At 33.6% G+C, this 22,282-nt stretch carries 23 protein-coding genes; 16 read left to right on the top strand and 7 right to left on the bottom strand.

Annotated elements, in window-relative coordinates; genetic code table 11:
* The first annotated feature begins 35 nt into the window (after positions 1 to 35).
* The 4 genes from MRBLBA3_RS10715 (at position 36) to MRBLBA3_RS10700 (ending at position 3,048) form a co-directional block, all read left to right on the top strand.
* Entirely contained in the window at positions 36 to 1,469 is a 1,434-nt protein-coding gene (locus MRBLBA3_RS10715; protein ID WP_000454951.1) for a PLP-dependent aminotransferase family protein, read from the top strand.
* Positions 1,470 to 1,508: 39 nt separating this feature from the next.
* The gene (locus tag MRBLBA3_RS10710) at positions 1,509 to 1,865 is read left to right on the top strand and encodes a CidA/LrgA family holin-like protein (RefSeq protein ID WP_002099620.1); all 357 of its coding nucleotides are present in this window, start codon (positions 1,509 to 1,511) and stop codon (positions 1,863 to 1,865) included.
* 23 nt (positions 1,866 to 1,888) lie between these two features.
* Positions 1,889 to 2,560 carry an LrgB family protein gene (locus MRBLBA3_RS10705; RefSeq protein ID WP_000242915.1) on the top strand — a complete coding sequence of 224 codons (672 nt, stop codon included), beginning with the start codon at positions 1,889 to 1,891 and terminating at the stop codon, positions 2,558 to 2,560.
* Positions 2,561 to 2,625: 65 nt separating this feature from the next.
* Positions 2,626 to 3,048, top strand: a complete 423-nt coding sequence (locus MRBLBA3_RS10700) for a YfmQ family protein (RefSeq protein WP_000214621.1) — start codon at positions 2,626 to 2,628, stop codon at positions 3,046 to 3,048.
* Between the two features lie 10 nt (positions 3,049 to 3,058).
* On the opposite strand, the gene MRBLBA3_RS10695 is transcribed toward MRBLBA3_RS10700, so the two are convergent.
* Both MRBLBA3_RS10695 and MRBLBA3_RS10690 read right to left on the bottom strand, forming a co-directional pair.
* A complete protein-coding gene (locus MRBLBA3_RS10695) occupies positions 3,059 to 3,505 on the bottom strand; it encodes a CBO0543 family protein (RefSeq protein WP_141528888.1) in 447 nt (148 codons plus the stop codon).
* Complete coding sequence (locus MRBLBA3_RS10690; protein ID WP_000284922.1) at positions 3,453 to 4,631, bottom strand: DUF2515 domain-containing protein; 1,179 nt, start codon at positions 4,629 to 4,631, stop codon at positions 3,453 to 3,455. The genes MRBLBA3_RS10695 and MRBLBA3_RS10690 overlap by 53 nt, the downstream gene beginning before the upstream one ends.
* A gap of 311 nt (positions 4,632 to 4,942) precedes the next feature.
* Here MRBLBA3_RS10690 and MRBLBA3_RS10685 point away from each other — a divergent pair, with 311 nt between their 5' ends.
* The 4 genes from MRBLBA3_RS10685 to MRBLBA3_RS10670 are packed head-to-tail and all read left to right on the top strand — an operon-like array spanning position 4,943 to position 8,257.
* Positions 4,943 to 5,929: a UDP-N-acetylglucosamine 4,6-dehydratase family protein gene (locus tag MRBLBA3_RS10685; RefSeq protein WP_000932602.1), complete on the top strand. Its 987-nt coding sequence runs from the start codon at positions 4,943 to 4,945 to the stop codon at positions 5,927 to 5,929.
* On the top strand, positions 5,926 to 6,837 hold the full coding sequence (locus MRBLBA3_RS10680) for an NAD-dependent epimerase/dehydratase family protein (RefSeq protein ID WP_000739102.1): 912 nt from the start codon (positions 5,926 to 5,928) through the stop codon (positions 6,835 to 6,837). The genes MRBLBA3_RS10685 and MRBLBA3_RS10680 overlap by 4 nt, the downstream gene beginning before the upstream one ends.
* 25 nt (positions 6,838 to 6,862) lie before the next feature.
* Complete coding sequence (locus MRBLBA3_RS10675; RefSeq protein ID WP_000995931.1) at positions 6,863 to 7,171, top strand: DUF6572 domain-containing protein; 309 nt, start codon at positions 6,863 to 6,865, stop codon at positions 7,169 to 7,171.
* Positions 7,172 to 7,192: 21 nt separating this feature from the next.
* Positions 7,193 to 8,257 carry an undecaprenyldiphospho-muramoylpentapeptide beta-N-acetylglucosaminyltransferase gene (locus MRBLBA3_RS10670; protein ID WP_001035072.1) on the top strand — a complete coding sequence of 355 codons (1,065 nt, stop codon included), beginning with the start codon at positions 7,193 to 7,195 and terminating at the stop codon, positions 8,255 to 8,257.
* 99 nt (positions 8,258 to 8,356) lie between these two features.
* Here the strand turns inward: MRBLBA3_RS10670 and MRBLBA3_RS10665 are convergent, their stop codons facing one another.
* Complete coding sequence (locus tag MRBLBA3_RS10665; protein ID WP_363381213.1) at positions 8,357 to 11,077, bottom strand: putative bifunctional diguanylate cyclase/phosphodiesterase; 2,721 nt, start codon at positions 11,075 to 11,077, stop codon at positions 8,357 to 8,359.
* 434 nt (positions 11,078 to 11,511) lie between these two features.
* On the opposite strand from MRBLBA3_RS10665, the gene MRBLBA3_RS10660 reads away from it, so the two are divergent.
* Both MRBLBA3_RS10660 and MRBLBA3_RS10655 read left to right on the top strand, forming a co-directional pair.
* Complete coding sequence (locus MRBLBA3_RS10660; protein WP_000872328.1) at positions 11,512 to 11,898, top strand: VOC family protein; 387 nt, start codon at positions 11,512 to 11,514, stop codon at positions 11,896 to 11,898.
* A 210-nt stretch (positions 11,899 to 12,108) separates the two neighbouring features.
* Positions 12,109 to 12,684, top strand: coding sequence for a histidine phosphatase family protein (locus MRBLBA3_RS10655; protein WP_363381209.1), 576 nt, complete (start codon positions 12,109 to 12,111; stop codon positions 12,682 to 12,684).
* A 67-nt stretch (positions 12,685 to 12,751) separates the two neighbouring features.
* Here the strand turns inward: MRBLBA3_RS10655 and MRBLBA3_RS10650 are convergent, their stop codons facing one another.
* The gene (locus MRBLBA3_RS10650; protein WP_001241274.1) at positions 12,752 to 13,396 is read right to left on the bottom strand and encodes a YczE/YyaS/YitT family protein; all 645 of its coding nucleotides are present in this window, start codon (positions 13,394 to 13,396) and stop codon (positions 12,752 to 12,754) included.
* A gap of 183 nt (positions 13,397 to 13,579) precedes the next feature.
* Here MRBLBA3_RS10650 and pepT point away from each other — a divergent pair, with 183 nt between their 5' ends.
* Positions 13,580 to 14,812 carry a peptidase T gene (gene pepT, locus MRBLBA3_RS10645; RefSeq protein WP_000807001.1) on the top strand — a complete coding sequence of 411 codons (1,233 nt, stop codon included), beginning with the start codon at positions 13,580 to 13,582 and terminating at the stop codon, positions 14,810 to 14,812.
* Between the two features lie 101 nt (positions 14,813 to 14,913).
* On the top strand, positions 14,914 to 15,978 hold the full coding sequence (locus MRBLBA3_RS10640; RefSeq protein WP_363381206.1) for a lactonase family protein: 1,065 nt from the start codon (positions 14,914 to 14,916) through the stop codon (positions 15,976 to 15,978).
* 34 nt (positions 15,979 to 16,012) lie between these two features.
* On the opposite strand, the gene MRBLBA3_RS10635 is transcribed toward MRBLBA3_RS10640, so the two are convergent.
* Genes MRBLBA3_RS10635 through MRBLBA3_RS10625 form a run of 3 tightly spaced genes read right to left on the bottom strand, consistent with a single transcriptional unit; the run spans position 16,013 to position 18,037 of the window.
* On the bottom strand, positions 16,013 to 16,924 hold the full coding sequence (locus MRBLBA3_RS10635; protein WP_363381203.1) for a DNA-3-methyladenine glycosylase family protein: 912 nt from the start codon (positions 16,922 to 16,924) through the stop codon (positions 16,013 to 16,015).
* A gap of 2 nt (positions 16,925 to 16,926) precedes the next feature.
* Positions 16,927 to 17,451 carry a methylated-DNA--[protein]-cysteine S-methyltransferase gene (locus MRBLBA3_RS10630; RefSeq protein WP_000805998.1) on the bottom strand — a complete coding sequence of 175 codons (525 nt, stop codon included), beginning with the start codon at positions 17,449 to 17,451 and terminating at the stop codon, positions 16,927 to 16,929.
* On the bottom strand, positions 17,438 to 18,037 hold the full coding sequence (locus MRBLBA3_RS10625) for a bifunctional transcriptional activator/DNA repair enzyme AdaA (protein WP_001058397.1): 600 nt from the start codon (positions 18,035 to 18,037) through the stop codon (positions 17,438 to 17,440). The genes MRBLBA3_RS10630 and MRBLBA3_RS10625 overlap by 14 nt, the downstream gene beginning before the upstream one ends.
* Before the next feature lie 154 nt (positions 18,038 to 18,191).
* On the opposite strand from MRBLBA3_RS10625, the gene MRBLBA3_RS10620 reads away from it, so the two are divergent.
* The 4 genes from MRBLBA3_RS10620 (at position 18,192) to MRBLBA3_RS10605 (ending at position 22,273) form a co-directional block, all read left to right on the top strand.
* The gene (locus MRBLBA3_RS10620) at positions 18,192 to 18,950 is read left to right on the top strand and encodes an exodeoxyribonuclease III (RefSeq protein WP_363381199.1); all 759 of its coding nucleotides are present in this window, start codon (positions 18,192 to 18,194) and stop codon (positions 18,948 to 18,950) included.
* Positions 18,951 to 19,257: 307 nt separating this feature from the next.
* Positions 19,258 to 20,223, top strand: a complete 966-nt coding sequence (locus MRBLBA3_RS10615; RefSeq protein WP_001035502.1) for an iron-hydroxamate ABC transporter substrate-binding protein — start codon at positions 19,258 to 19,260, stop codon at positions 20,221 to 20,223.
* Positions 20,224 to 20,250: 27 nt separating this feature from the next.
* Positions 20,251 to 21,258 (top strand): FecCD family ABC transporter permease, encoded by a 1,008-nt coding sequence (locus MRBLBA3_RS10610; RefSeq protein WP_363381196.1) that lies wholly within the window; start codon positions 20,251 to 20,253, stop codon positions 21,256 to 21,258.
* Positions 21,251 to 22,273: a FecCD family ABC transporter permease gene (locus MRBLBA3_RS10605; RefSeq protein WP_363381193.1), complete on the top strand. Its 1,023-nt coding sequence runs from the start codon at positions 21,251 to 21,253 to the stop codon at positions 22,271 to 22,273. The genes MRBLBA3_RS10610 and MRBLBA3_RS10605 overlap by 8 nt, the downstream gene beginning before the upstream one ends.
* Positions 22,274 to 22,282: the final 9 nt, after the last annotated feature.

The raw sequence follows: 22,282 nt of genomic DNA, 5'->3' as shown, positions 1-22,282 counted from the left end.
AATTCAGGACACTAGCTTGGAGAGGAGGGAACTAAATGGAATGGAAACCGAATCGTGCAGATAAGATACCAGTGTATAAACAAATTGCTGATTACATTGAAAGAGGCATTTCTACCGGTGAATTCCCTTCTGATAGAAAATTACCTTCTGAGCGTATGTTAGCACAGAAGTTACAAGTGAACCGGAGTACGGTAGTAGCTGCTTATGAGGAATTAAAATCCCTTGGGGTAGTAGAACGGCAAAAAGGAAGCGGCACCCGGGTGAATACAGACATATGGGGTGTGTCACATAAACGAATACCGAACTGGGGGAGGTATGTTGAGGATGGATCGTTCTTACCTAATGTACCACTTGTTCAACAAATTCGAACGGAAACACAAAAAGATGATTTAATCAATTTAGCGAGTGGTGAATTGTCACCAGAATTAATTCCGAGTGATAGATTTCGAACAATTTTGTCGGAGAAAGCATTTATGGAAAACCTCGGTTATGACCATCCACTTGGAAATGAAATGTTGCGAAAAACAATTGCGGCACATGTCGAGCAATATAAACAAATAGAAGCAGATTCAAGCTCTATTCTTATTACATCTGGAGCTCAGCAGGCACTTAATCTTATCGTTCAATGTTTGTTAAAACCTGGCGATGCGATTGCAATTGAGGATCCTTCATATTGTTATTCACTTCCGATGTTTAAATCAGCAGGTTTAAACATATTCCGTTTACCAGTTGATCAGCATGGTATGAATCCAGATGACTTAATCAATTTGCACAAAAAGCATCGCATTCGTATGGTGTTTTTAAATCCGGATTATCAAAATCCAACTGGAACGGTACTTTCATTGGCAAGACGTAAAAAGGTTTTAGAATTATCTTCTGAATTTGGTATACCGATTGTAGAAGATGATCCGTATAGTTTGACTTCTTTTAATGGAGAAGTAAATCCAACATTGAAATCGATGGATCAAAATGGAAACGTTCTTTATGTAAGCTCATTATCAAAAATTGTTGCATCAGGATTACGTATTGGTTGGGTAATTGGCCCCACGCGCGTAATTGAGCGATTGGCAGATGCGAAGCAGCAAGTTGATTTCGGTCATAGTGTATTTACACAGTGGGTAGCGAACCAATTTTTAGAATCTGAGGATTTTCATACGCACATTACGATGCTTCGTGGACAACTGAAGCAAAGAAGAGATGAGTTAATTAGAAAGCTTGAAGAAATATTAGGGGACCAGGTTGAATTTTTTGTTCCTGAGGGCGGAATACATTTATGGTGCAAAGTGCAAGGAACGTTTGATGAATATCATTTACTAGGTGAATCTATACAAAATGGTGTAGCATTTGTCCCAGGAAGCGTCCTAGGTTCGAAAAGTGAATATATCCGATTTACTTTTGGCAGAGCGAATGTAGAACAAATTCAGCTTGGAATTATAAGATTTGCAGAGACATTAAACGAGATTCAATAATAAATTGTGGGAATTTGGTATTGAAATGGGGAGTAGCAATTGAAGTTTTTGACGCTTTTACTTCAAGTAGGAGTGCTATATATGTTTAGTTTGGTTGGTGTATGGATTCAGGAAGTATTTCATCTATCTATGCCAGGAAGTTTAATAGGAATGTTAATTCTTTTTCTGCTTCTTTCCACTCGCATTGTGCCATTAAAATGGTTTGAGATAGGTGCAGAAAAGCTAATAGTATTTTTACCTTTATTTTTAATTCCTTCGACGACGGGGTTAATGGAATACGGCTCATTTCTTTTAAGTAAGGGTAGTATTATGTTCTTTCTAGTTGTTGTAAGTACTTTAGTAACATTGATTATTTCAGGTTATGTAAGTCAATTATTAATAACATCTAAAAAATAAAATTGATAAGGTGCGCTATTCAAATGGTCTTAATTTTTATTACTGTAGTGATTTATTTATTGGCGACAAAGCTATATAAAAAATTTACGTTTCCATTTACTTTACCGGTGTTAACAGTTACGACAATTATGATTTGTATATTTTTTACCTTCGGGATCTCGCATCAAGATTATAAGGAAAATGGGGGAGATATTCTTTCCAGCTTCTTGAGCCCTGCGATTGTAGCTTTAGCAATACCGCTATTTAAGGAACGAAAAATACTTATGAAAAACTTCTTATCAATACTTGTTGGGGTAGTAATCGGTATAGTGGCTTTAATAAGTTTGAATGTAGTGATTGGGGAAATGTTGAATATAGATAAGAAACTTATATTAACAACTATCCCGCAATTAGCGACAATGCCTATTGCCATTTCATTAGCGGATCAAATTGGTGGCATTCCATCTATGACTGCTAGTTTTGTAGTTGTTGCGGGAATAACAGGTGCTATCATAGGACCGACGGCACTTAAGTTTTTCCGAATAACAAGTGCAATTGGAAAAGGAGTTGGGATGGGCTGTGCATCACATATCATTGGTGTGAGTCGCTTAGTGAAAGAAGGAGAGAAAGAGGCAACTATCGGTTCGGTAACGATGATTGTAACAGGGATACTTATTAGTATATTAGTACCTTATGGAATGAAATTTTTATTTTGAAAATTAATGAATCGTAATAAGGAGTATAACACTACTCATTTTAGAGCGTAATGGAGATGATTAAAATGACAACATGGTTTATAGTTACATTATTTATTTTTGGTGCTCTTAAAGTACTAGTTTCTAGTATGCCAACTTCTGTTGTAGAATCAATTATTAGTAGATTTGAGTTACATCAAAAACTTGATGAGGAAAATACTACTGTAACAATAGATGGGGAAAGTATAAAAGGAGAAATGAAAGTTCAAGTTATTCATGAATTTAACGAGGCTTTATTTTTAGATAAACATTATTTTCCGCCACAAGGGAATGGTACACCAATAGTCATGGAGACGAAGAAAGGAAAAAGAGAGATTAGATTTTCTATATATAGCTACGAGGAACACGTTGATGTAATAAAGCAATATAAGAAGAAAGTAGTTGCATATCGTTTGCGATCAAAAAGCCTTCAAAGTCGTTCAGTAGCAGTAACTGAAGATTATGCTTAAGGAGAGACCGTTATAAAAACGGTCTCTTTATTTTTAGCATCCAATTATAAAATTTCCAAATAAGAGAAAAGAAAATGATATATCCAAACAAAGAATAACTATGCTGCCAATCCGTACTATGTACAAATAAGCCTAGCCTCTCAGCAACTTGCTCAAAAATGCTAGCGCAAACGCCTATTGAAATAATAAATAGAGTTCTAGAAACGGTCGATAATTTCTTTGAAATTTGAATAAAAGAGGCTGTTAAAATCGGTAGTACGAGTAACGTGAAAGCTATGTTAACTGAAAATGTGGATGAGAAGGGTCTAACCGGAAAAGAATATATTTGTTTATTAATAAAGAAAGCATCTAAGCAAGTTCCGATAATGGAAGAGAGAAAGAGTGTAACTACTATTGCTAGAAAATCATTCTTCTTCACGGAGGAGAACGTTTTTCTTTGCGAGAATTGCGAGTTCAATTTTTTCGAGTGTTTTGCAGTAGTCTTCTGTAATTTGTCCACTTACCTTTTCCTCCTTATCAACTAAGTAATTTACAACTTGCCAATCAGTAAACCAATCTTTACTTTCATCTTCTTCATGTTTCATATCGCGCCATGCATAGATGAGTGCAGGGCTGTATATACGATAAGCGCCACTACGCAACTGGCATTTCTTTATTCGGCGTTTATAAAACTCACGGGAAAAAGATTCATTTACACTTGAAAATAAATGAGGCCAGTAATCTTTCCTTGAGCCTGTGTGTGGATGATGCTCGGCCCAACGTATTATTTGAGATAAAATATGTGTATCCCGAAATAATAGTGAATACAACCTTTTCCCAATTAAGATTCGTTCATGCAAGGACGTAAAATGTTTCATTGTATCACCAAATAGTAATACTTTTTGTTTCTTATCATTTTCGTAGAATGGGAAAAGGATATGATTAAACTGAAAGAAATCAAAGAGTTTAAATCCAATACTATTTAGTACAGTCTTTTTAAAGTGTGCATTTTGAATAACTCTTTTTTCTAAGTAGTTTTGCTCATTAATAATAGTTGCAATCGCTAATGTTTTTTTGTTACCTGTTTTCCAAAAATCGTTCCACATCGTTTCCATAAATGTAGAAACATTTAGGTGAGGGAGAAGGTGAAATAGCCTTTGCGATCTTTTTACACTTTGTTCATATAGCAAAAATTGAGGATATACATCTTGGAAAATAAGCCAATTTCCCCTTTCTAAAAAAGAAAAAAATGTAATTTGATCTTTCTCTGATAAAATTCTCGTATATAAATCTCCCTTTAAATCGGTCATATTCCAACCACCGTTACGTGATACCATATGCCCAAGTAGTGCCCAATGTATTTCTGGATATTGAATGTAAAATTGGTAGTATGCACGTGTTCTTGTTACATTATTTTTATTTAGTTGTTTTGTTTGTACTTTTATGTTCTCGATGATGAGTTGCTCTTCTTTCGTTAATTTATACATGGTTTCAGAATGAATGAGTGTGCATTTTTGTTTTAACTCATTTTTCACATCAAATAGGGAGAGAGGAAGTGCTTTGGAAGCTTCATTATATGTATTATTTGAGTTGCTTTGGTACATTCCATTACCTCCCTTTTCATGAATTTAAACATGATATTGGTTATGAATCATTCTATTTATTTTATTACGAGTATATGAAATAAATGAGCGGTGTTTTTTTACAAGTAATATAGTTATCGTGCAAACAGTATGAAAAAATCTTACTGTTAAGAGGTGAAATGAAAAACAGAAACTATGTTTAATAGTTTCTGTTTTTTTATTTTGTCAATTTAATGTAACAAACGACGATTATGATTTGAATCAATTGAAAAATAATTCAATAGCTTTGGTAAGTACAATTTTTATTGAAATGTATGGTAGGAGGAAAAGGAATGCTTAATAAAATAATTTTAATTACTGGTGGCACAGGTTCGTGGGGACATGAACTTATAAAACAACTATTAGAAAAATCGCCGAAAGAAATTAGAGTTTTTTCAAGGAATGAAACGGTTCAGTTTGAAATGCAGCAACAGTTTATAAATGACGATAGATTAAAATTTATTATTGGAGATATTCGTGATAAGGACCAACTAGTCTATGCGTGCCAGGGTGTACATTATGTATTCCATCTTGCAGCTTTAAAACATGTTCCAGTATGTGAGTATTATCCTTATGAAGCTATCAAAACAAATATACATGGTACGCAAAATGTAATTGAAGCATCAATCCAGGAGCAAGTTGAGAAAGTTATATATGTTTCAACTGATAAAGCGGCCGACCCATCAAATACGTATGGGATGACAAAAGCAATTGGTGAAAAGTTAATGGTTCATGCGAATGTGCAAACGAAGAAAACAAAATTCATTTGTGTTCGTGGTGGAAATGTTTTAGGGACGAGTGGGAGTGTGGTACCGCTCTTTAAAAAGCAAATTAAAAAGTCTTCACAGGTAGGGATTACTGATGAAAATATGACTAGATTTTTCTTAACAATTGAAGATGCTGTTGGATTGTTATTTAAAGCAGCATCTGAAGGAAGAGGAGGGGAAATCTTTGTTATGAAAATGCCAGCATGTAAAATAACGGATTTAGCAAAAGTATTGATTGAAGATTCAAAAAAAGAAAACGTGAAGATAAAAGAGGTAGGGATAAGACCTGGTGAAAAATTAAGTGAAATGCTTTTATCTGAGGTAGAGAGTAAAACAAGTATTAGTTTTGATCAAAATTATTTTGTGGTACTACCGACTATTCCTATAGAAGGACTTCAAGAATATTATGCTAGTTATCCGCTTGTGGATGTGAAGAGTTTTAGTTCTCAACAAGACTTACTTGCAAAACATGAGGTGAAACAAATGTTAGAAAAAGGAGGGTTTTTACGATGAAAAAAAATGCGAGCCTTTTAATCACTGGTGCAAATGGCTTCACAGGACGTCATGCTTGCCAATATTTTTTAGAGCAGGGCTTTCATGTAATTCCTATGTTTCAAAATCGTTCACATAGTGAAAAAATCGAAAATGGTATTACTTGTGATTTAACAAATAAGAGTGAAGTAATGAAGGTAATGAAACAAATAAAGCCAGACTATGTATTGCATTTAGCAGGAAGAAATTCGGTCATAGAGTCTTGGACAGCTTCTCTGGAATATATAGAGATTAACGTAATAGGGACTTTATATTTATTAGAAGCCATTAAGCAGGAAGCCTCGCATTGTAAAACATTAGTTATAGGATCTGCATTGCAAGCAGATAGTATGAAAAACATAAAAGTTTCAAATCCATATAGTTTAAGTAAAACTATGCAAGTCATTATTGCAGAGGCTTGGGGTGGGTTAATGGATTCAAATATTATCATTGCAAAGCCCTCGAACTTAATTGGTCCAGGAGTATCGAATGGTGTTTGTTCAATTCTCGCAAAAAAAATGATAGATATAGAATCGGGTAGAAGTAAAGCGATTATTGAAGTAAACAGTTTGAAAGATAGTAGAGACTTTCTAGATGTACGTGATGCAGTTAAAGCGTATCATGTGTTATTACGTGATGGTATAAATGGAAAACAATATAATATTGGATCAGGAGTAAAACGCTCTTTATTAGATGTATTGGAGCAATTTAAAGGATTAACACAGCTGAATTTTACTATAAAAGAAAAAGAGAATAGTGGGAGTAACTCAAATGAAAATTTATTATTAGAGGATATAAAAAAATTAGGATGGATCCCAGAAATTCAATTTCAGCAATCATTAAAAGATGTACTTGAATATGCGAAGTGTAGTGAAATCTGCATTCAATAAAAATATAAAAGGATGTAACAAATATATGAATTGTTATGAAGCGATAGATAATCAAAGTACGCTATTTCTTTCGATTGTTGATACGTTGGATTGGAAAGATGAAGAAGCGCATGTGTTGCACCTTTATGAGGCAATAAATCAATATCGAGCGTATGTGGAAGAAAAGAAGGTTGATCGAATAAAGCCAGCACTAGAGACTAGAACTAGGCATGTGATTCAAGTTTTTGCTCAGCATGAGTGTAGTGAGTATGGAAATGATTTTTATGAACTCATCAAAGATCTTTTACAAGATATAGGACTTGAGTTAAAGATTAATATAAAGCTAGATTTTTAATGATAAAGGTGGATATAAGTTATGAATAAAAAGATTCTCTTTACTGGGGGCGGTACAGCCGGACACGTAATGATTAATATGGTATTGATTCCTAAATTTATGGAAAAAGGATGGGGAGTTGAGTATATTGGATCTCAAAATGGAATTGAAAAATTATTAGTTCAAAATGTTAAATACAATAGTATTTCGACGGGGAAGCTTAGGAGATATTGGGATTGGGAGAACTTTAAAGATCCTTTTAAAATTATACACGGTTGTTTACAAAGTTATAAATTAATTAAGAAAATGAAGCCTGATGTTATCTTTTCAGCAGGAGGATTTGTTTCAGTTCCTGTAGTTATAGGGGCATGGTTAAATCGTGTACCTATAATAATACGTGAACCAGATAGTACGTTAGGGTTGGCAAATAAAATAGCATTACCTTTTTCTAAAAAACTATGTACAACATTTCCTCAAACAGGGGGTAATGTAAGTACTGAGAAGAAGGTTTATGTAGGGCCAATTGTAAGGGAAGAAATTGAGAGAGGTAACGTATTACGAGGAAGAAGCTATTGTAAATTTCAGCAAGATAAACCGGTATTGTTAATAATGGGTGGGAGTCAAGGTGCACAATGGATAAATGATATGGTAAGGAAAAGTTTAGATACATTATTATTAAATTTTAATATTGTTCATATGTGTGGTAAAGGGAAGGTGGACCCAGCTATTGGAATGGAAGGTTATATACAATTTGAATATATAGGGGAAGAGTTACCGCATATACTGAATATGGCAAGTGTTGTAGTTTCCAGAGCGGGTTCTACTGCTATTTCTGAATTGTTATTTTTGAAGAAACCGATGTTGCTTATTCCGTTAACTAATGGTTCCAGTAGAGGGGATCAAGTTTTAAATGCTGACCATTTTGCACGACAAGGATATGCAGAAGTTTTACTTCAAGATAGAGTAAACAGTAGTACATTTACACATGCAGTAAATAAGTTGTATACAAATAAGGAGAGGTATATTCAAAACATGAATGGATATAAGAAAACAAATGATGAGGGGATTCATCAATTAATAGATATAATAAATGAAGTGGTGAAGTAATAGAAATTTAAATAGAAAAACAAAAGGAAAGAAGGTATCTTCTTTCCTTTTTACTATAGTTGCTCAAATTCATTATTACTTATACCGATTAGCTATGTACTATTGGTGAATACCGATTTCTAATAGCTCAGTAAATGCATTAGTATGAATAGGTTTACTGTAATAGTAACCTTGAATAAAATGACATTTATTTTTTTGAAGGAAATTTACGTGTTCTTTCGTTTCTACACCTTCAGCAATGACAGACATTCCTAATGTATTTGCTAATGTGATGATCGTTTTAATGATTTCCATTCCATCTTCACATGTTTCAGACATTGTAATAAATTCTCTTGGGATTTTTAACGTATCAATTGGATATAAAGGTAAGTAGGCTAGGGAAGAATAGCCTGTACCAAAGTCGTCGATTGAAATGTGAATCCCTAAACTTTTTAGTGTACGCAGTTTTATCAATGTTTCTCTTTCATCCATCATTGCAATTCGTTCTGTTAATTCAAGATCGAGAGAACTTGCTGGTAAACCTGTAGTTGCTAAAGTAGAAGAAATAGACTTTACAAAACCTTCTTGTTCAAATTCTTTAGCAGATAAATTTACCCCTATTTTTAAATGTGAATATCCGAGTACGTGCCAACGCTTCATTTGCTTACAAGCCTGCTGCAATGTCCACTTTCCTATTGGAATAATTTGTAGTGTTTCTTCAGCAATCGGAATAAATTCATATGGAGAAATAACACCTAATTCAGGATGATTCCATCTGATTAAAGCTTCTGCACCGATAATTTTATTAGATCCACTATCAACTTGAGGTTGATACAAAAGGAACAATTCTTCATTTTGTATTGCGTTTGGTAAATCTTTTTCTAATCGTAATCGTCTTTCAATCTTTCTAGCGATTACATCGTCATAAATAGAGACAGAGTTAAGTTCTTTTGCCTTTGCATCATACATTGCAACATTAGCGTTTTTCAGAAGTGTAGCGGTATCGATTCCGGAATGTGGATAAATAGCGATGCCGATACTTAGTGATAAAGTTAATTTGTGCTCATGTATGACAAACGGCTTTTTCATGCATTCAAATAATTGGTTACATAATTGGAATAAGGAATCTTCGTCAGTATAGTTTTCAATTAAGATTGTAAATTCATCGCCACCAATTCTTGACAGATGAGTATGTGATGGAAGACATGATTGGAATCGGCTTGCTACTTCTTCTAATATGTAATCACCTGACGAATGTCCAAGTGTATCGTTAATTACTTTAAAGCGATCTAAATCTAAATATAATAATGCAAACTCACTTTGTGTTGTTTGGGCATTTTTTATAAATTTTCTTAACTTCCTATGGAAAAAGGATCGATTCCCAATTTTCGTTACAGTATCGTGGAATGCTAAATATTTTATTTCTTCTTGTTGTTTTTTTAGTGCGGTAATATCCTTTACCATAATATAGCTTCCTGAAATTTGTCCATCTATTATAATAGGAACGATGGTAACGTATAAAAAATAAGTAAAGCCATCTTTATATTGAGAACTAAGTTGTAAGGATGCTGATTCTTGTTGTTTAACTTTTTCTAATGCAGATATCAGTTTATGTTTATCTGCATCTAAAATGATAGAAAAACATGTCTCACCGAGTAACTCGTTCGTTGGTGCTCCAAGTAGTATACTTCCTGCTTTATTTACATTTAAGAATATTCCATTTAAATCAATCGTAAAAATGGGATCAGGATGATATTCATATAATGATTTGAATTTTTGTTGTTTCTGAGATAGGGCCTCTGATTTTTGAACTAAATCAGAAGTTCGTACAGCAACTTTTTCTTCTAATTGTGCATTAAAGAATTGTAACCGTTCTGTTAAGCTCTTGTTTTGCATACGTCCAATAGAATGGCGAATAAGTACGAAAACAAAAGTGATACAGTTTCCTGTAATAAGAATGGAAGAAGCTGTTTGTTCTTTAAGGGTAAAGCCAATTAGAAATGCAACAACGAGATAGGGAAATGTGACTAAAACTTTTTTCCCTAGTACAGGGTTTACGATGGAATAACTTGTATTATTCGTAAGACCGCTTGGAATAGAAGCAGCTATTGCAACAAGTAATAGTGGTATTCTATATAAAAGTCGTAATAATGCTACAGTGTCATGCGATAAATGAGTATTTAAATAAAAATAAATATAATTAAAAGCTGCAGAACTTATTAATACAAAAACAAAAATATATATTTTCCATTTCGACTTAAAAACAGTTGGGCGAAAAATGAGACTAGCACCTAGTAGTAAAAAGAGTAGGTCTGCAATTGGATATAAAAATGACAGGAAAATTTCTCCCATTGGTAGAGAGAAAACACTTAAATCTGGTTGATTAAATAAATACCATTCTAATGTGAGTATGGAAGCGAGTACTATACATATATCGCAAATAAAGAAAGCTTTTTCCCACTTATTACATTCCTTTAAAATCTTATAACAAAAAGCAATAAGGAAGAAGAATAGAAATATCATGTAAAATATATCTGAAAAAGTGAAATTATGTATTGGGAATTCGAAAAATTCATGTTGAACCGTATATATTATTTTTCCTAATAAAAAACTGCCCATTGCAATTGTAATACATATCCAAAAAGGATTTGAACTAACTTTTTTAGAATATATAGAGTAAATTAGCGATATAAATGTAATGACTTCAACGATGAGTGAAGCAAAGCGTACATTGAAATTTGAAAAATGAGTAGGGAACAGAAAGAAAAACATAAAATAGATTGAATAGCACATTAGTGTTGTAATTAATATACATAGTTGTAAATTTTTATTTATTTTCAATGAAATCACCTTCTTTAAGTATGCACTATATTCGTAATATCTATACATATTAATATTACTTAAGGATTGTATCAGATTTTCTTATAAAAAGCATGCTTATAAGAAAAAAATGAAGAATGTAATACTTCTTAAAATTGAAAAAGTATTGAGTTCAATAATTTTTAATTTATAAGGAATGCAGATAGAATTTGTATATTTAGTCATCCTTTAGATTTTAAAGGTTTTTTAGTGATTTGCAAGCGGAGATGTAAAATTGCATATAAAGTGATGGGAACTTCTCTCTAGATGAGGGGAGTTTTTCGTTATTAAAGTGTATTAAGTAAGACCTTTGTATGTACCTATTCTCATACTAATGAGGGATTAAAGAAACGTGTTGATTATATACAATAATATGTAATACAGTAATTGATTTTTAATATGGAGGGAAAATCACGATGAAATGGGTGAAGTTTAGAATAGCACGTCCAAGTGATAAATTTGAAGCGGTTATTGCATTCTATGAAGAAGGATTAGGTTTAAAACGTATAGGTGAGTTTTATGATCATGATGGTTATGATGGAGTCATGTTTGGTCTACCGGATGAAGAATATCATTTAGAATTTACAAGACATATAGATGGAAGCCCATGTCCAGCCCCAACAAAAGATAATTTACTTGTGTTTTATATAAGAGAATATAATGAAATAGAAAAAGTGAGTAAAAGGCTGCATGCAATGGGATACGATGAAGTAGAACCAGAAAATCCATATTGGCAAGAAAAGGGGATTACTATAGAGGACCCAGATGGTTGGAGAATTGTATTGATGCAAATAGAAGAATGAGGCTAGAGAAGTTTCGAATTTTTATAGAGTATAAGAAAATATAAAAAAGTTTCCTTGGAGGAGATAAACTTAAAGGGAAACTTTTTTACGCCTTATAATCTGAAAATTAATATTTGATAATCTATTTTGAGGAAATGTAAAATAGAAACGTATATTCCTATGGGTTTGATAGTCATGTCTTTAAAGAGGGATATAGAAAAGGGAGGACTTATGAATACATATATCTATATGGTTAGACATGGTGAATCGTCAAAATTAGAAGGAAATGAAAGAACACGTGGATTAACTGAGAAGGGAATTTTAGATGCTCATAGAGTAACTGAGATATTAGAAACAGAGGGAATTAATACTTTCATTTCAAGTCCGTATAAGAGGGCTATGTTAACGATAGAAGAGTCGGCGAATCTCCATGAAAAAGAAATAGTAGTATATGAAAATCTCAAAGAGTGTAGGTTTTTAAGTGAGAATAAGATTATATCAGATAAGGAAGTGTATCCACTCGTAAAGAAGATGTTCTCTAATCCAGATTTCACACTAACTGGAGGAGAATCGTATGTGGATTGTCAGAGAAGAGTAGTGAGAGTGTTAAAAGAAATATTAATGAATTTTCAAGGACATAAAATTATAATTGGTACACATGGGCTTGTAATGACACTAATGATGAACTATTTTGATAATCAATATGGACTTGAATTTTTAATGAATACATCCAAACCGGATATATATAAGCTAGAATTTAAAGAAGAGCAATTTATGAATGTAGAGAGATTATGGAGAGAAGAATGAAATGGAGTATATGGAGTGTGTTTTAAAAATTATTTTTAAAACACACTCTTTTGTATTAAGTTGAGCTTCAAATATTTTCACTAATATGTTCTTTGTTTTTGTTATTTAAAGTATGTAAGAATTTTTGAAATACCTTAAATGAATGTTGGAATATTGGACTTTGAATAAAAGTGTATAGAAAAGTTACGATAAAAACAGGACCTCCTAGCACGTATCCAATGACTAGTACAAAGCATTCTACAATGATTCGAGCACGGCTAATAGATAACCCAGTTTTGTCAGAAATGGTAAGCATGAATCCATCGCGGGGTCCAGCACCAATGCCAGCCGCAACGTACATGCCGCCCCCAATTCCTGTAATTGCAATACCAGAAAATAAAATGAGTAAGTTTATCCATAAATAATCACTAGCGTTTGGAAGGATTTTTGATTGTAAGAAAAAGTCCATAATAGGACCGATAAGTAGTGCATTTAAAAATGTACCCACGTTTATATATTTTCGATCTACTAGTAAAGAGATAAGAACGAGACATAATCCACATATGACACTCCAAGTACCAATTGTCCAACCAAATCGTTGGTAGAGAGCCATATTTAAAACTTCCCAAGGGTGTAAACCGAGGAATTGAACTTTGACTGCGAGAGCATTTCCAAGTCCAAAGAAAATTAATCCTAGGAAAAAAAGAAAATAGCGAAAGAGAGTTAGCCTCATCTTTAAAACCTCCCAATATATAATGATGTATATTACATGTTTGAATTCCAATGTACAAATATTATGTCTTTTTATGATTTATTAAAAATGTAAATGGATATATATTTTCACAGTCAAAAAAGTTAAAATATTTCGTTTTAAGGATTATAATGGAGAAAGAAACAGAAAAAGGAGTGAACGAACTTGAAACAAGAACTTATTGAAAGATTTACGAGATATGTAAAAATTGATACCCAATCAAATGAAGAAAGCCATACAGTACCAACAACACCTGGACAAATTGAATTTGGTAAGTTATTAGTGGAAGAGTTAAAAGAGATTGGATTATCAGAAGTGACGATGGATGATAATGGTTACGTAATGGCAACACTGCCTGCTAATACAGATAAAGATGTTCCTGTAATCGGCTTTTTAGCGCATTTAGACACAGCAACAGATTTTACAGGGAAAAACGTAAAACCACAAATTCATGAAAATTTTGATGGTAATGCGATTACTTTAAATGAAGAATTAAATGTTGTGTTAACACCTGAACAGTTCCCAGAATTACCATCATATAAAGGACATACAATTATTACAACTGATGGTACAACACTTCTAGGAGCAGATGATAAAGCTGGTCTTACAGAAATTATGGTTGCAATGAACTATTTAATACATAATCCGCAAATTAAGCATGGGAAAATAAGAGTAGCATTTACACCGGATGAAGAAATTGGTCGTGGACCAGCGCATTTTGATGTAGAAGCGTTTGGTGCATCATTTGCTTACACGATGGATGGAGGTCCATTAGGTGGTTTAGAGTATGAAAGTTTTAATGCTGCAGGTGCTAAGTTAACGTTTAACGGAACGAATACACATCCTGGAACAGCGAAAAATAAAATGCGTAACGCAACTAAACTTGCTATGGAGTTTAATGGACATCTGCCGGTAGAAGATGCACCAGAATATACGGAAGGTTATGAAGGGTTCTATCATTTACTTTCTTTAAATGGTGATGTTGAACAAAGTAAAGCGTATTACATTATTCGAGATTTTGATCGTGAAAATTTTGAGACACGTAAAAATAACGTTGAAAATATTGTGAAGCAAATGCAAGAGAAGTATGGGCAAGATGCGGTTGTTTTAGAAATGAATGATCAATATTATAACATGCTTGAAAAAATTGAACCGGTAAGAGAAATTGTTGATATTGCATATGAAGCGATGAAAAGTTTAAATATCGAACCGAACATTCACCCGATTCGTGGTGGAACAGATGGATCACAATTATCATATATGGGATTACCGACGCCAAATATTTTCACTGGTGGTGAAAACTATCACGGTAAATTTGAGTATGTTTCGGTAGATACTATGGAAAAAGCTGTTCAAGTTATTGTAGAAATCGCAAGACGATTTGAAGAACAAGCTTAAAAAGAGAACCAAGTAGTAATGAAGTGCTACTTGGTTCTTTTTTATAGTAAAAAATACAAAGTGAAACTTGTTACAGGACGTTTGTAAAAGGGGGAAATGATATGAGTGAAAATCAGTTTCATGGTTATATAGGGACATATACAAAAGCAGAGAGTAAGGGGATTTATAAATTTATACTTGATACGAACATCGGAAAAATTAAAGGGGTCGAATTAGCAGCTCATATAGGAAGTCCGACATATGTAACGATTAGTCATAACAACGAGTACCTTTATTCTGTTGCGAAAGATAATGGGTTAGGTGGAATGGCTAGTTTTTCCATTCATAATAAATCCGGTAATCTAAATTCGATAAACATGCAAGTTTTAGAAGGGGCATCGCCGTGCTATGTAAGTGTGAATCAGGAGAATAGTATAGTAGTAGCAGCGAATTATCATAAAGGAACAGTAGAGTCCTATTTAGTGAAAAAGGATAATGGAAGTTTAAATGCTGCTACGGTAATTGTAGAACATAAAGGGGCAGGACCAAATAAGGAAAGACAAGAAAAGGCACACGCTCATTATATGGATTTTACTCCTGATGAAAAATATGTAGTAGCAGTTGATTTAGGAATAGACAAGGTGATTACATATAAAGAAAGTGAAGGAGAACTAATAGAAGTTACACGGTTATCTGTAAAACATGGTAGTGGTCCAAGGCATCTTATATTTCATCCAAGTGCGCAGTATGCATATGTTATGACAGAATTCAGTTCAGAAATTATTGTACTGCAATATGATGCACAGAGTGGCAGTTTTAAAGAAAAACAATACATCTCGACATTACCTAAAGAGTATAGTGAGGATAGTTATGGAAGTGCAATTTATATTTCTTCTGATGGCAAATTCGTTTATGCAGCAAACAGAGGACATAATAGTATCGTAGTTTTTCAAGTGAATGAGCATAATGGGAAGCTCACTTTTATTGAAACGGTATCGACAGAAGGGGATTGGCCACGGGACTTTTCTTTAGATCCGACAGAAAGATTTTTAATTGCAGCGAATGAAAAATCTAATACATTGACTTTATTTACTAGGAATGATTCTACAGGTAAGTTAACGCTTGTACAGACGGACGTAAATGTTCCAGAACCAGTATGTGTGAAGTTTTTACATGTAAAAAAATAGATAGGTTTGCCTATCTATTTTTGATTAGGAAATTTTAATATAGTACCCGCCACAAATAAAAGGTCGCGTAAGATTCCCAACTTGTCCAATTTGCTGCAAATTCTTTTATTTCGTTTTTAGTAGGTTTCTTTTCGGCACCTGTAATAAATTTGATAGCATTATGCAGGCCGACATCATCAATTGGAAAGGCTGAAGGGAATCGTAAGCAGCGCATTAAAACATAGTGAGCCGTCCATGGCCCTATACCGCGAATGCTAGTTAATTGTTTTTCAGCTTGCTTCACATCTTGTATTTGTAATAGAGATTCTTTTGAAAATTTACCTTCTGTAATGAGCTGTGCGATGTCAATTATGTATTCACATTTTCTTGTAGTCATTTTTAATATTGCGAGATCTTCTACACGTAGATTTGCTATTACTTCAGGTGAGGGGAATATCCAATGTTTTCTGTCGTTCCAATCTACATAATCGCCAAAATTTTCGACTAATCTTCTTTTTAGAGTATAGGCATATGTGAGGTTGATTTGTTGACCTGAAATCCCCCAGCACAGTGCTTCAAATAAATCTGGAATACCTATAGTGCGAAGCCCATAATACTTTTCAAGGGGTTTTTGAAGGAGCGGATCATGTTTTGCTAATTTATAAAAAGGTGCTAAATCAGTAGTTAAATCAAACCACTCTTTTACATAGTCAGCTACAGCATCGCGGACTCGTTTTTCAGAGATGTATGATTCTTCTAAAAAACGTATTTGAATATTACTATCGGCATTCAAACCAATTTCAACGAAAGGGTTTACGTCTTGAATAGGAATGACTTTATAGATTTTATTGTTTTCAATATGAAACATACATTCATTTTTAGAACGCGATAGATAGCGTAAGTTTTCTTGAAAACTAAATTCTTTTGGAACGACTAAAGACAATATTTCATTACAACCCTCTGTCATATTTACTCCTCCCGAAGCGCTTCTAATTTGAGCAATTCTTTTTTCATTTCTAAACCACCTCTAAAACCGGTCAGTTTACCATTTTTCCCAATAACGCGGTGACAAGGAATAGTGATAAGCAGAGGATTTGCCCCAATGGCAGTCCCAACTGCACGTACAGCGTTAGGTTTTTGAATTTTTTCCGCAATCTCTGAATAAGAATGTGTCTCTCCATAAGGAATTTCACGTACCGTATTCCAAACAGCTAATTGAAATGCAGTTCCGTAAACATCGATAGGAATTGTAAAGGTTTCTAGTTTGGTTTCCAAATACTCGATAAGTTCTTTTGTATATGTTTGCAGATAATCTGGATTTTGGATGAATGTATGTTGTGGCAGTTTTCTTTTAGCCCACGTATTTAGTTCTTCAAAATTATCGTTTTGCGATCCGATAAAGCATAATCCGTTTGAAGTAGCTGCAATATGCATACGCCAATTTTCATGAACAAGTAATGTCCAATATATAGTTTTATTTTCATATGGTTTCATAATCTGATGCCTCTTTTATTCTATTCTTTTTTCGATATTCAGTAGGGGTAAATCCTATCTTTTTTTTAAATAAAGTCGCGAAATACTCTGGGTTTTCTATTCCAACAGCAATACTAATTTCCATAATAGATTGATTTGTATGCGAAAGGTATTTTGTCGCTTTTGTAATTCTGCATTGTTGTATATATTCAATTGGACTAATCCCTACAATTTTCTTGAAAGTGCGTTGTAAATGATAAGGGCTACCATGACACATTTCTGCGAGGATATCGAGAGTTAATGCGTCACAATAATGCTTTTGAATATATTCTGTAATTTGATCTATCCACTCTTCATTAGGTAAAGTAACTCCATTTGGTTTACAACGTTTGCATGGACGAAAATTTTCATGTGACGCTTGTTGTACATTAAGAAATATTTTCACATTATCTTTATTAGGTACTCGTGATTTACATGATGGACGACAAAAAATACGAGTCGATTTTACAGCATAAAAGAATTTGTCATCATAGGAAGAGTCATTATGAATAATTGCTTGCCAATACTCATCTGTTAATTCGTATCTTTGTAATTTCTCATTGTTCATAGAATGTCACCTCTGAGATTAGTATAACCTGAATAAAGTACGTATGTACGCAATTACGGATGTAAGAGCAAGATTACAAAGATGAAACTATGATAGGTTATCTATTTTGTGTTAGCATGAACTTTGAAAGTGAACATCAAGAGGAGGACTATAAGTGAAGTTAATTTCATGGAACGTAAATGGTTTGCGTGCAGTTATCGCGAAGGGTGGTTTTTTAGAATATCTTGAGGAATCCAATGCAGATATATTTTGTCTACAAGAAATTAAATTACAAAGTGGACAAATTGATTTAAATCCTGAGGGATATTATACATATTGGAATTATGCTGTGAAAAAAGGCTATTCAGGAACGGCTATTTTCACGAAAAAAGAACCGCTTTCTGTTACATACGGTTTAGGGATTGAAGAACATGATCAAGAAGGACGCGTTATTACATTAGAATTTGAAGATTTTCACATGATAACGCTATATACACCAAATTCAAAACGAGGATTAGAACGTTTAGATTACAGAATGAAATGGGAAGATGATTTCAGGGCCTATATAAAGCGATTAGATAAAAAGAAACCAATTATTTTCTGTGGTGATCTAAATGTTTCCCATAAAGAAATCGATTTGAAAAATCCGAAAAGCAATCGGAAAAATCCTGGTTTTTCGGATGAAGAAAGAGAGAAGTTTACAAAAATTTTAGAGGAAGGCTTTGTTGATACATATCGCTTTTTATACCCTGAGCAAGAAGGCGCATATTCATGGTGGTCATACCGTATGGGAGCAAGAGCGAAAAATATCGGGTGGCGCTTAGACTACTTTGTAACTTCTGAAAGGCTAAAACATAAAATTACCGATGCGAAAATTAATAGTGAAATAATGGGATCCGACCATTGTCCGGTTGAATTACATATGGATTTCTAAAAAAAGAAGTATCTTCCTGAGAAAAGGAGATACTTTTTTTTGTTCAGTTTGTTAAAATTTTTCAAATCATTCTTGAAATAATTAAATATTAAATATATACTTAATAACGATAATCATTATCATTGATAGTAGTTATCGTTGGTGGGAACGGCAAATAATTTCATACTAGGGGAAGTGAACGAGGATGAATCTTCATTTTACATAGATTTGTTAATGATGTGAAATATAGATGAAGATTATGTTTCATATAATTAAGTTTTGTTGTTGGAATAATATACTTAAAGATTTCGAGAGGAGATATATAAAGATGAACAAGAAGTTATTTACATTAGGGATGGTTACAGTTTTAAGTGTAGGGTTAGCAGCGTGCAATAGTGCGGATAAGACTTCAGGAGAGCAAAAGCAACAGACAAAAGCTACGGAAACGAAAAAAGACGAAAAAAGAAAAATTACATATTTAGGTAAAGAATATACAGTACCAGCAAAAGTAGATAAAATAGCGACGGCTAGTTTAGAGTCAATGGAAGATGCGGCAGTACTTGGAATTAAACCAGTTGGTGCAATTACTGTAGGCGGTAAATTACCAAAGTATCTTGAAAAAGAATTAGAGGGTGCAAAATCTGTAGGTGAAAAGATGCAACCGAACTTTGAAACATTGCTTCAATTAAAACCAGATGTTATTACATCTAGTACGAAATTCCCAGCAGAAACAGCTGAAAAGTTTACGAAAGTAGCTCCGACGTTCCCAGTATCACATGTTTCAACAGATTGGGAAGATAACTTAAAGTTAATGGGAGAACTAACTGGTAAAAAAGATAAAGCAGAAAAAATTATTAAAGATTACAATGCGGATGCTGAAAAAGCAAAAGTAAAACTAGGAGATAAGTTAAAAGATAAAAAAGTACTTGTTATTAGACTAAGAGCAAACGAATTATTCCTATATCCAGAAGGAGTATACTTCAACCCTGTAATTTATAAAGATCTTGGACTAACTGCACCAGAACAATTGAAAGCTGTAAAAGCACAAGAGAAAATTTCATTTGAAAAACTTGCTGAACTTAACCCAGATTATATTTTCTTACAATATGAGGAAAGTGAAAATAAAAATCCGAAAGTGCTAGAAGAAATTGAAAGCAATCCAATTTGGCAAAGTATGAATGCTGCGAAGGAAAAGAAAGTATTTGTAAACGTTGTGGATCCAATGGCACAAGGTGGTACAGCTTGGAGTAAAACAGCATTCTTAAAAGAAGCAGTGAAAAATTTATCTAAATAATACAATAAGTAAGGTGCGTTGAATGATATGCAGAAAACAAATGCAGTACCAGTAACCATATTAAGTATAGCACCCATACTCATCTTATTTACAGTTATACTTTCTATTTTGTATGGGGCAAAGAGTATTGATGCTGAAACAGTGTGGAACGCATTATTTCATTTTGATTCAAGCAATGTAAATCATAATATTATTATTACTTCACGTTTACCAAGGGTAGTTGCAGCTCTTTTAGTCGGAGCATTTCTAGCCATATCAGGAGCACTTATGCAGGGGATGACAAGAAACTATCTTGCATCCCCTTCTATTATGGGTGTGACGGATGGGGCAGCCTTTGTTATTACACTTTGTATGATTTTTCTTCCGGGAATGTCATCAATTGGTATGGTTTTATGTTCAATGATTGGTTCTGCACTAGGAGCCGGTATCGTGTTTGGTTTTGGTTCGCTCCTTCAAAATGGCTTATCACCAGTTAGGTTAGCAATTATCGGAACAGTTATTGGAACATTTTTAAGTAGTGTATCTGCTGCAATGGCTTCATATTTCCAAATTTCTCAAAATGTTAGCTTTTGGTTTAATGCAAAATTAGATCAAGTGGACCCGAATATTATTAAAATTACGATACCGTTTGGGATAATTGGAATAGTTTTAGCGCTGTTTATATCAAAATCTATTACTATTCTTTCTTTAGGAGAAGAAGTTTCCATTAACCTAGGGCAGCGTACAAAACTAGTTAAAGCGATGGCAATTTTATCGGTTATTTTCTTAACAGGAACAGCAGTTGCTTTAGTGGGGAAAGTTGGTTTTGTAGGTTTAATTATTCCGCACATTACTCGTTTTATAATTGGAGTAGATTATAAGTGGATTTTACCATGTGCAGGCGTTATTGGTGGCGTGTTCTTAGCATTATGTGACGTTTTAAGTAGATTTGTAAATTATCCATTTGAAACGCCAATTGGAGTCGTAACATCTTTAATTGGAATTCCTTTCTTCCTTTATTTAATCCGTACAAGAGGAGGAGAGAGACATGCTTAAAAGTTTAAGTCAACGTTTTGGAATGACGATGGGGATTGTTATATTTTTAATACTATGTGCTATTTATATTAGTTTAACAAATGGTACGTTCGACATTACGATTACAGATGTATTTAAAACACTCCTTAGAATAGATCCAGTACCAGATCATGATTTAGTTATATTTGAATTTCGTCTTCCGCGTATTGTAATTGCTGGATTAGTAGGACTAGGCCTTGGTGTTGCCGGTGCCGTTATTCAAGGAATTACGAGGAATGGATTGGCAGACCCAGGTATTTTAGGCGTAAATGCCGGGGCAGGAACAGCAATCGTCATTTTTATGTTTTTCTTTCAAGGCCAATTAAAGAGCACAGACTGGGTTTCTATTATGATGATGCCGATGTTTGGGTTAGTTGGTGGATTAGGTGCAGCCACCATAATCTATCTGTTTTCTTGGAAAAACGGTAAGTTAGATTCGCAGCGTCTTTTATTAACAGGGATTGCAATTGGATCAGGATTTGGAGCCTTTTCTATGTATTTATCACTCAAAATGAAGTCAACTGATTTTGAAATGGCTGCAGTTTGGGTGTCTGGAAGTATATATAGTGCAAATTGGAAGTATATTGTTGCTATGTTACCGTGGCTTATCATTTTAATTCCGCTTATACAAAAGAAAGCTTATTTATTAGATTTATTTCAATTGGAAGAAACGAGTATTACAAGTTTAGGTGTTGCAGTAGAACGAGAGAAATCCATTTTACTATTAAGTAGTATCGGACTTGTGAGCGCATGTGTTGCTGTGTCAGGGAGTATTGGTTTTATTGGACTAATGGCACCGCATATAGCGAAAAGACTTGTCGGTATTCAGCATAAGTATATCATTCCTACGTGCGGAATAATCGGAATGTTCCTTGTAATTGCTTCAGATTTTATTGCAAAAACAGTTTTCACACCTGTAGAGTTACCAGTTGGAATCGTTATTTCTATTGTCGGTGTACCGTATTTCTTATATTTACTTTATAAGGCGAAAGCGTAAGAGGAGGAG

The sequence above is a fragment of the Bacillus sp. LBA3-1-1.1 genome, from assembly GCF_040676495.1.
Lineage (GTDB): Bacteria > Bacillota > Bacilli > Bacillales > Bacillaceae_G > Bacillus_A > Bacillus_A nitratireducens.
Note: the sequence above shows the minus strand (reverse complement) of the source record. Positions and strands in the feature narration are given on the sequence as shown.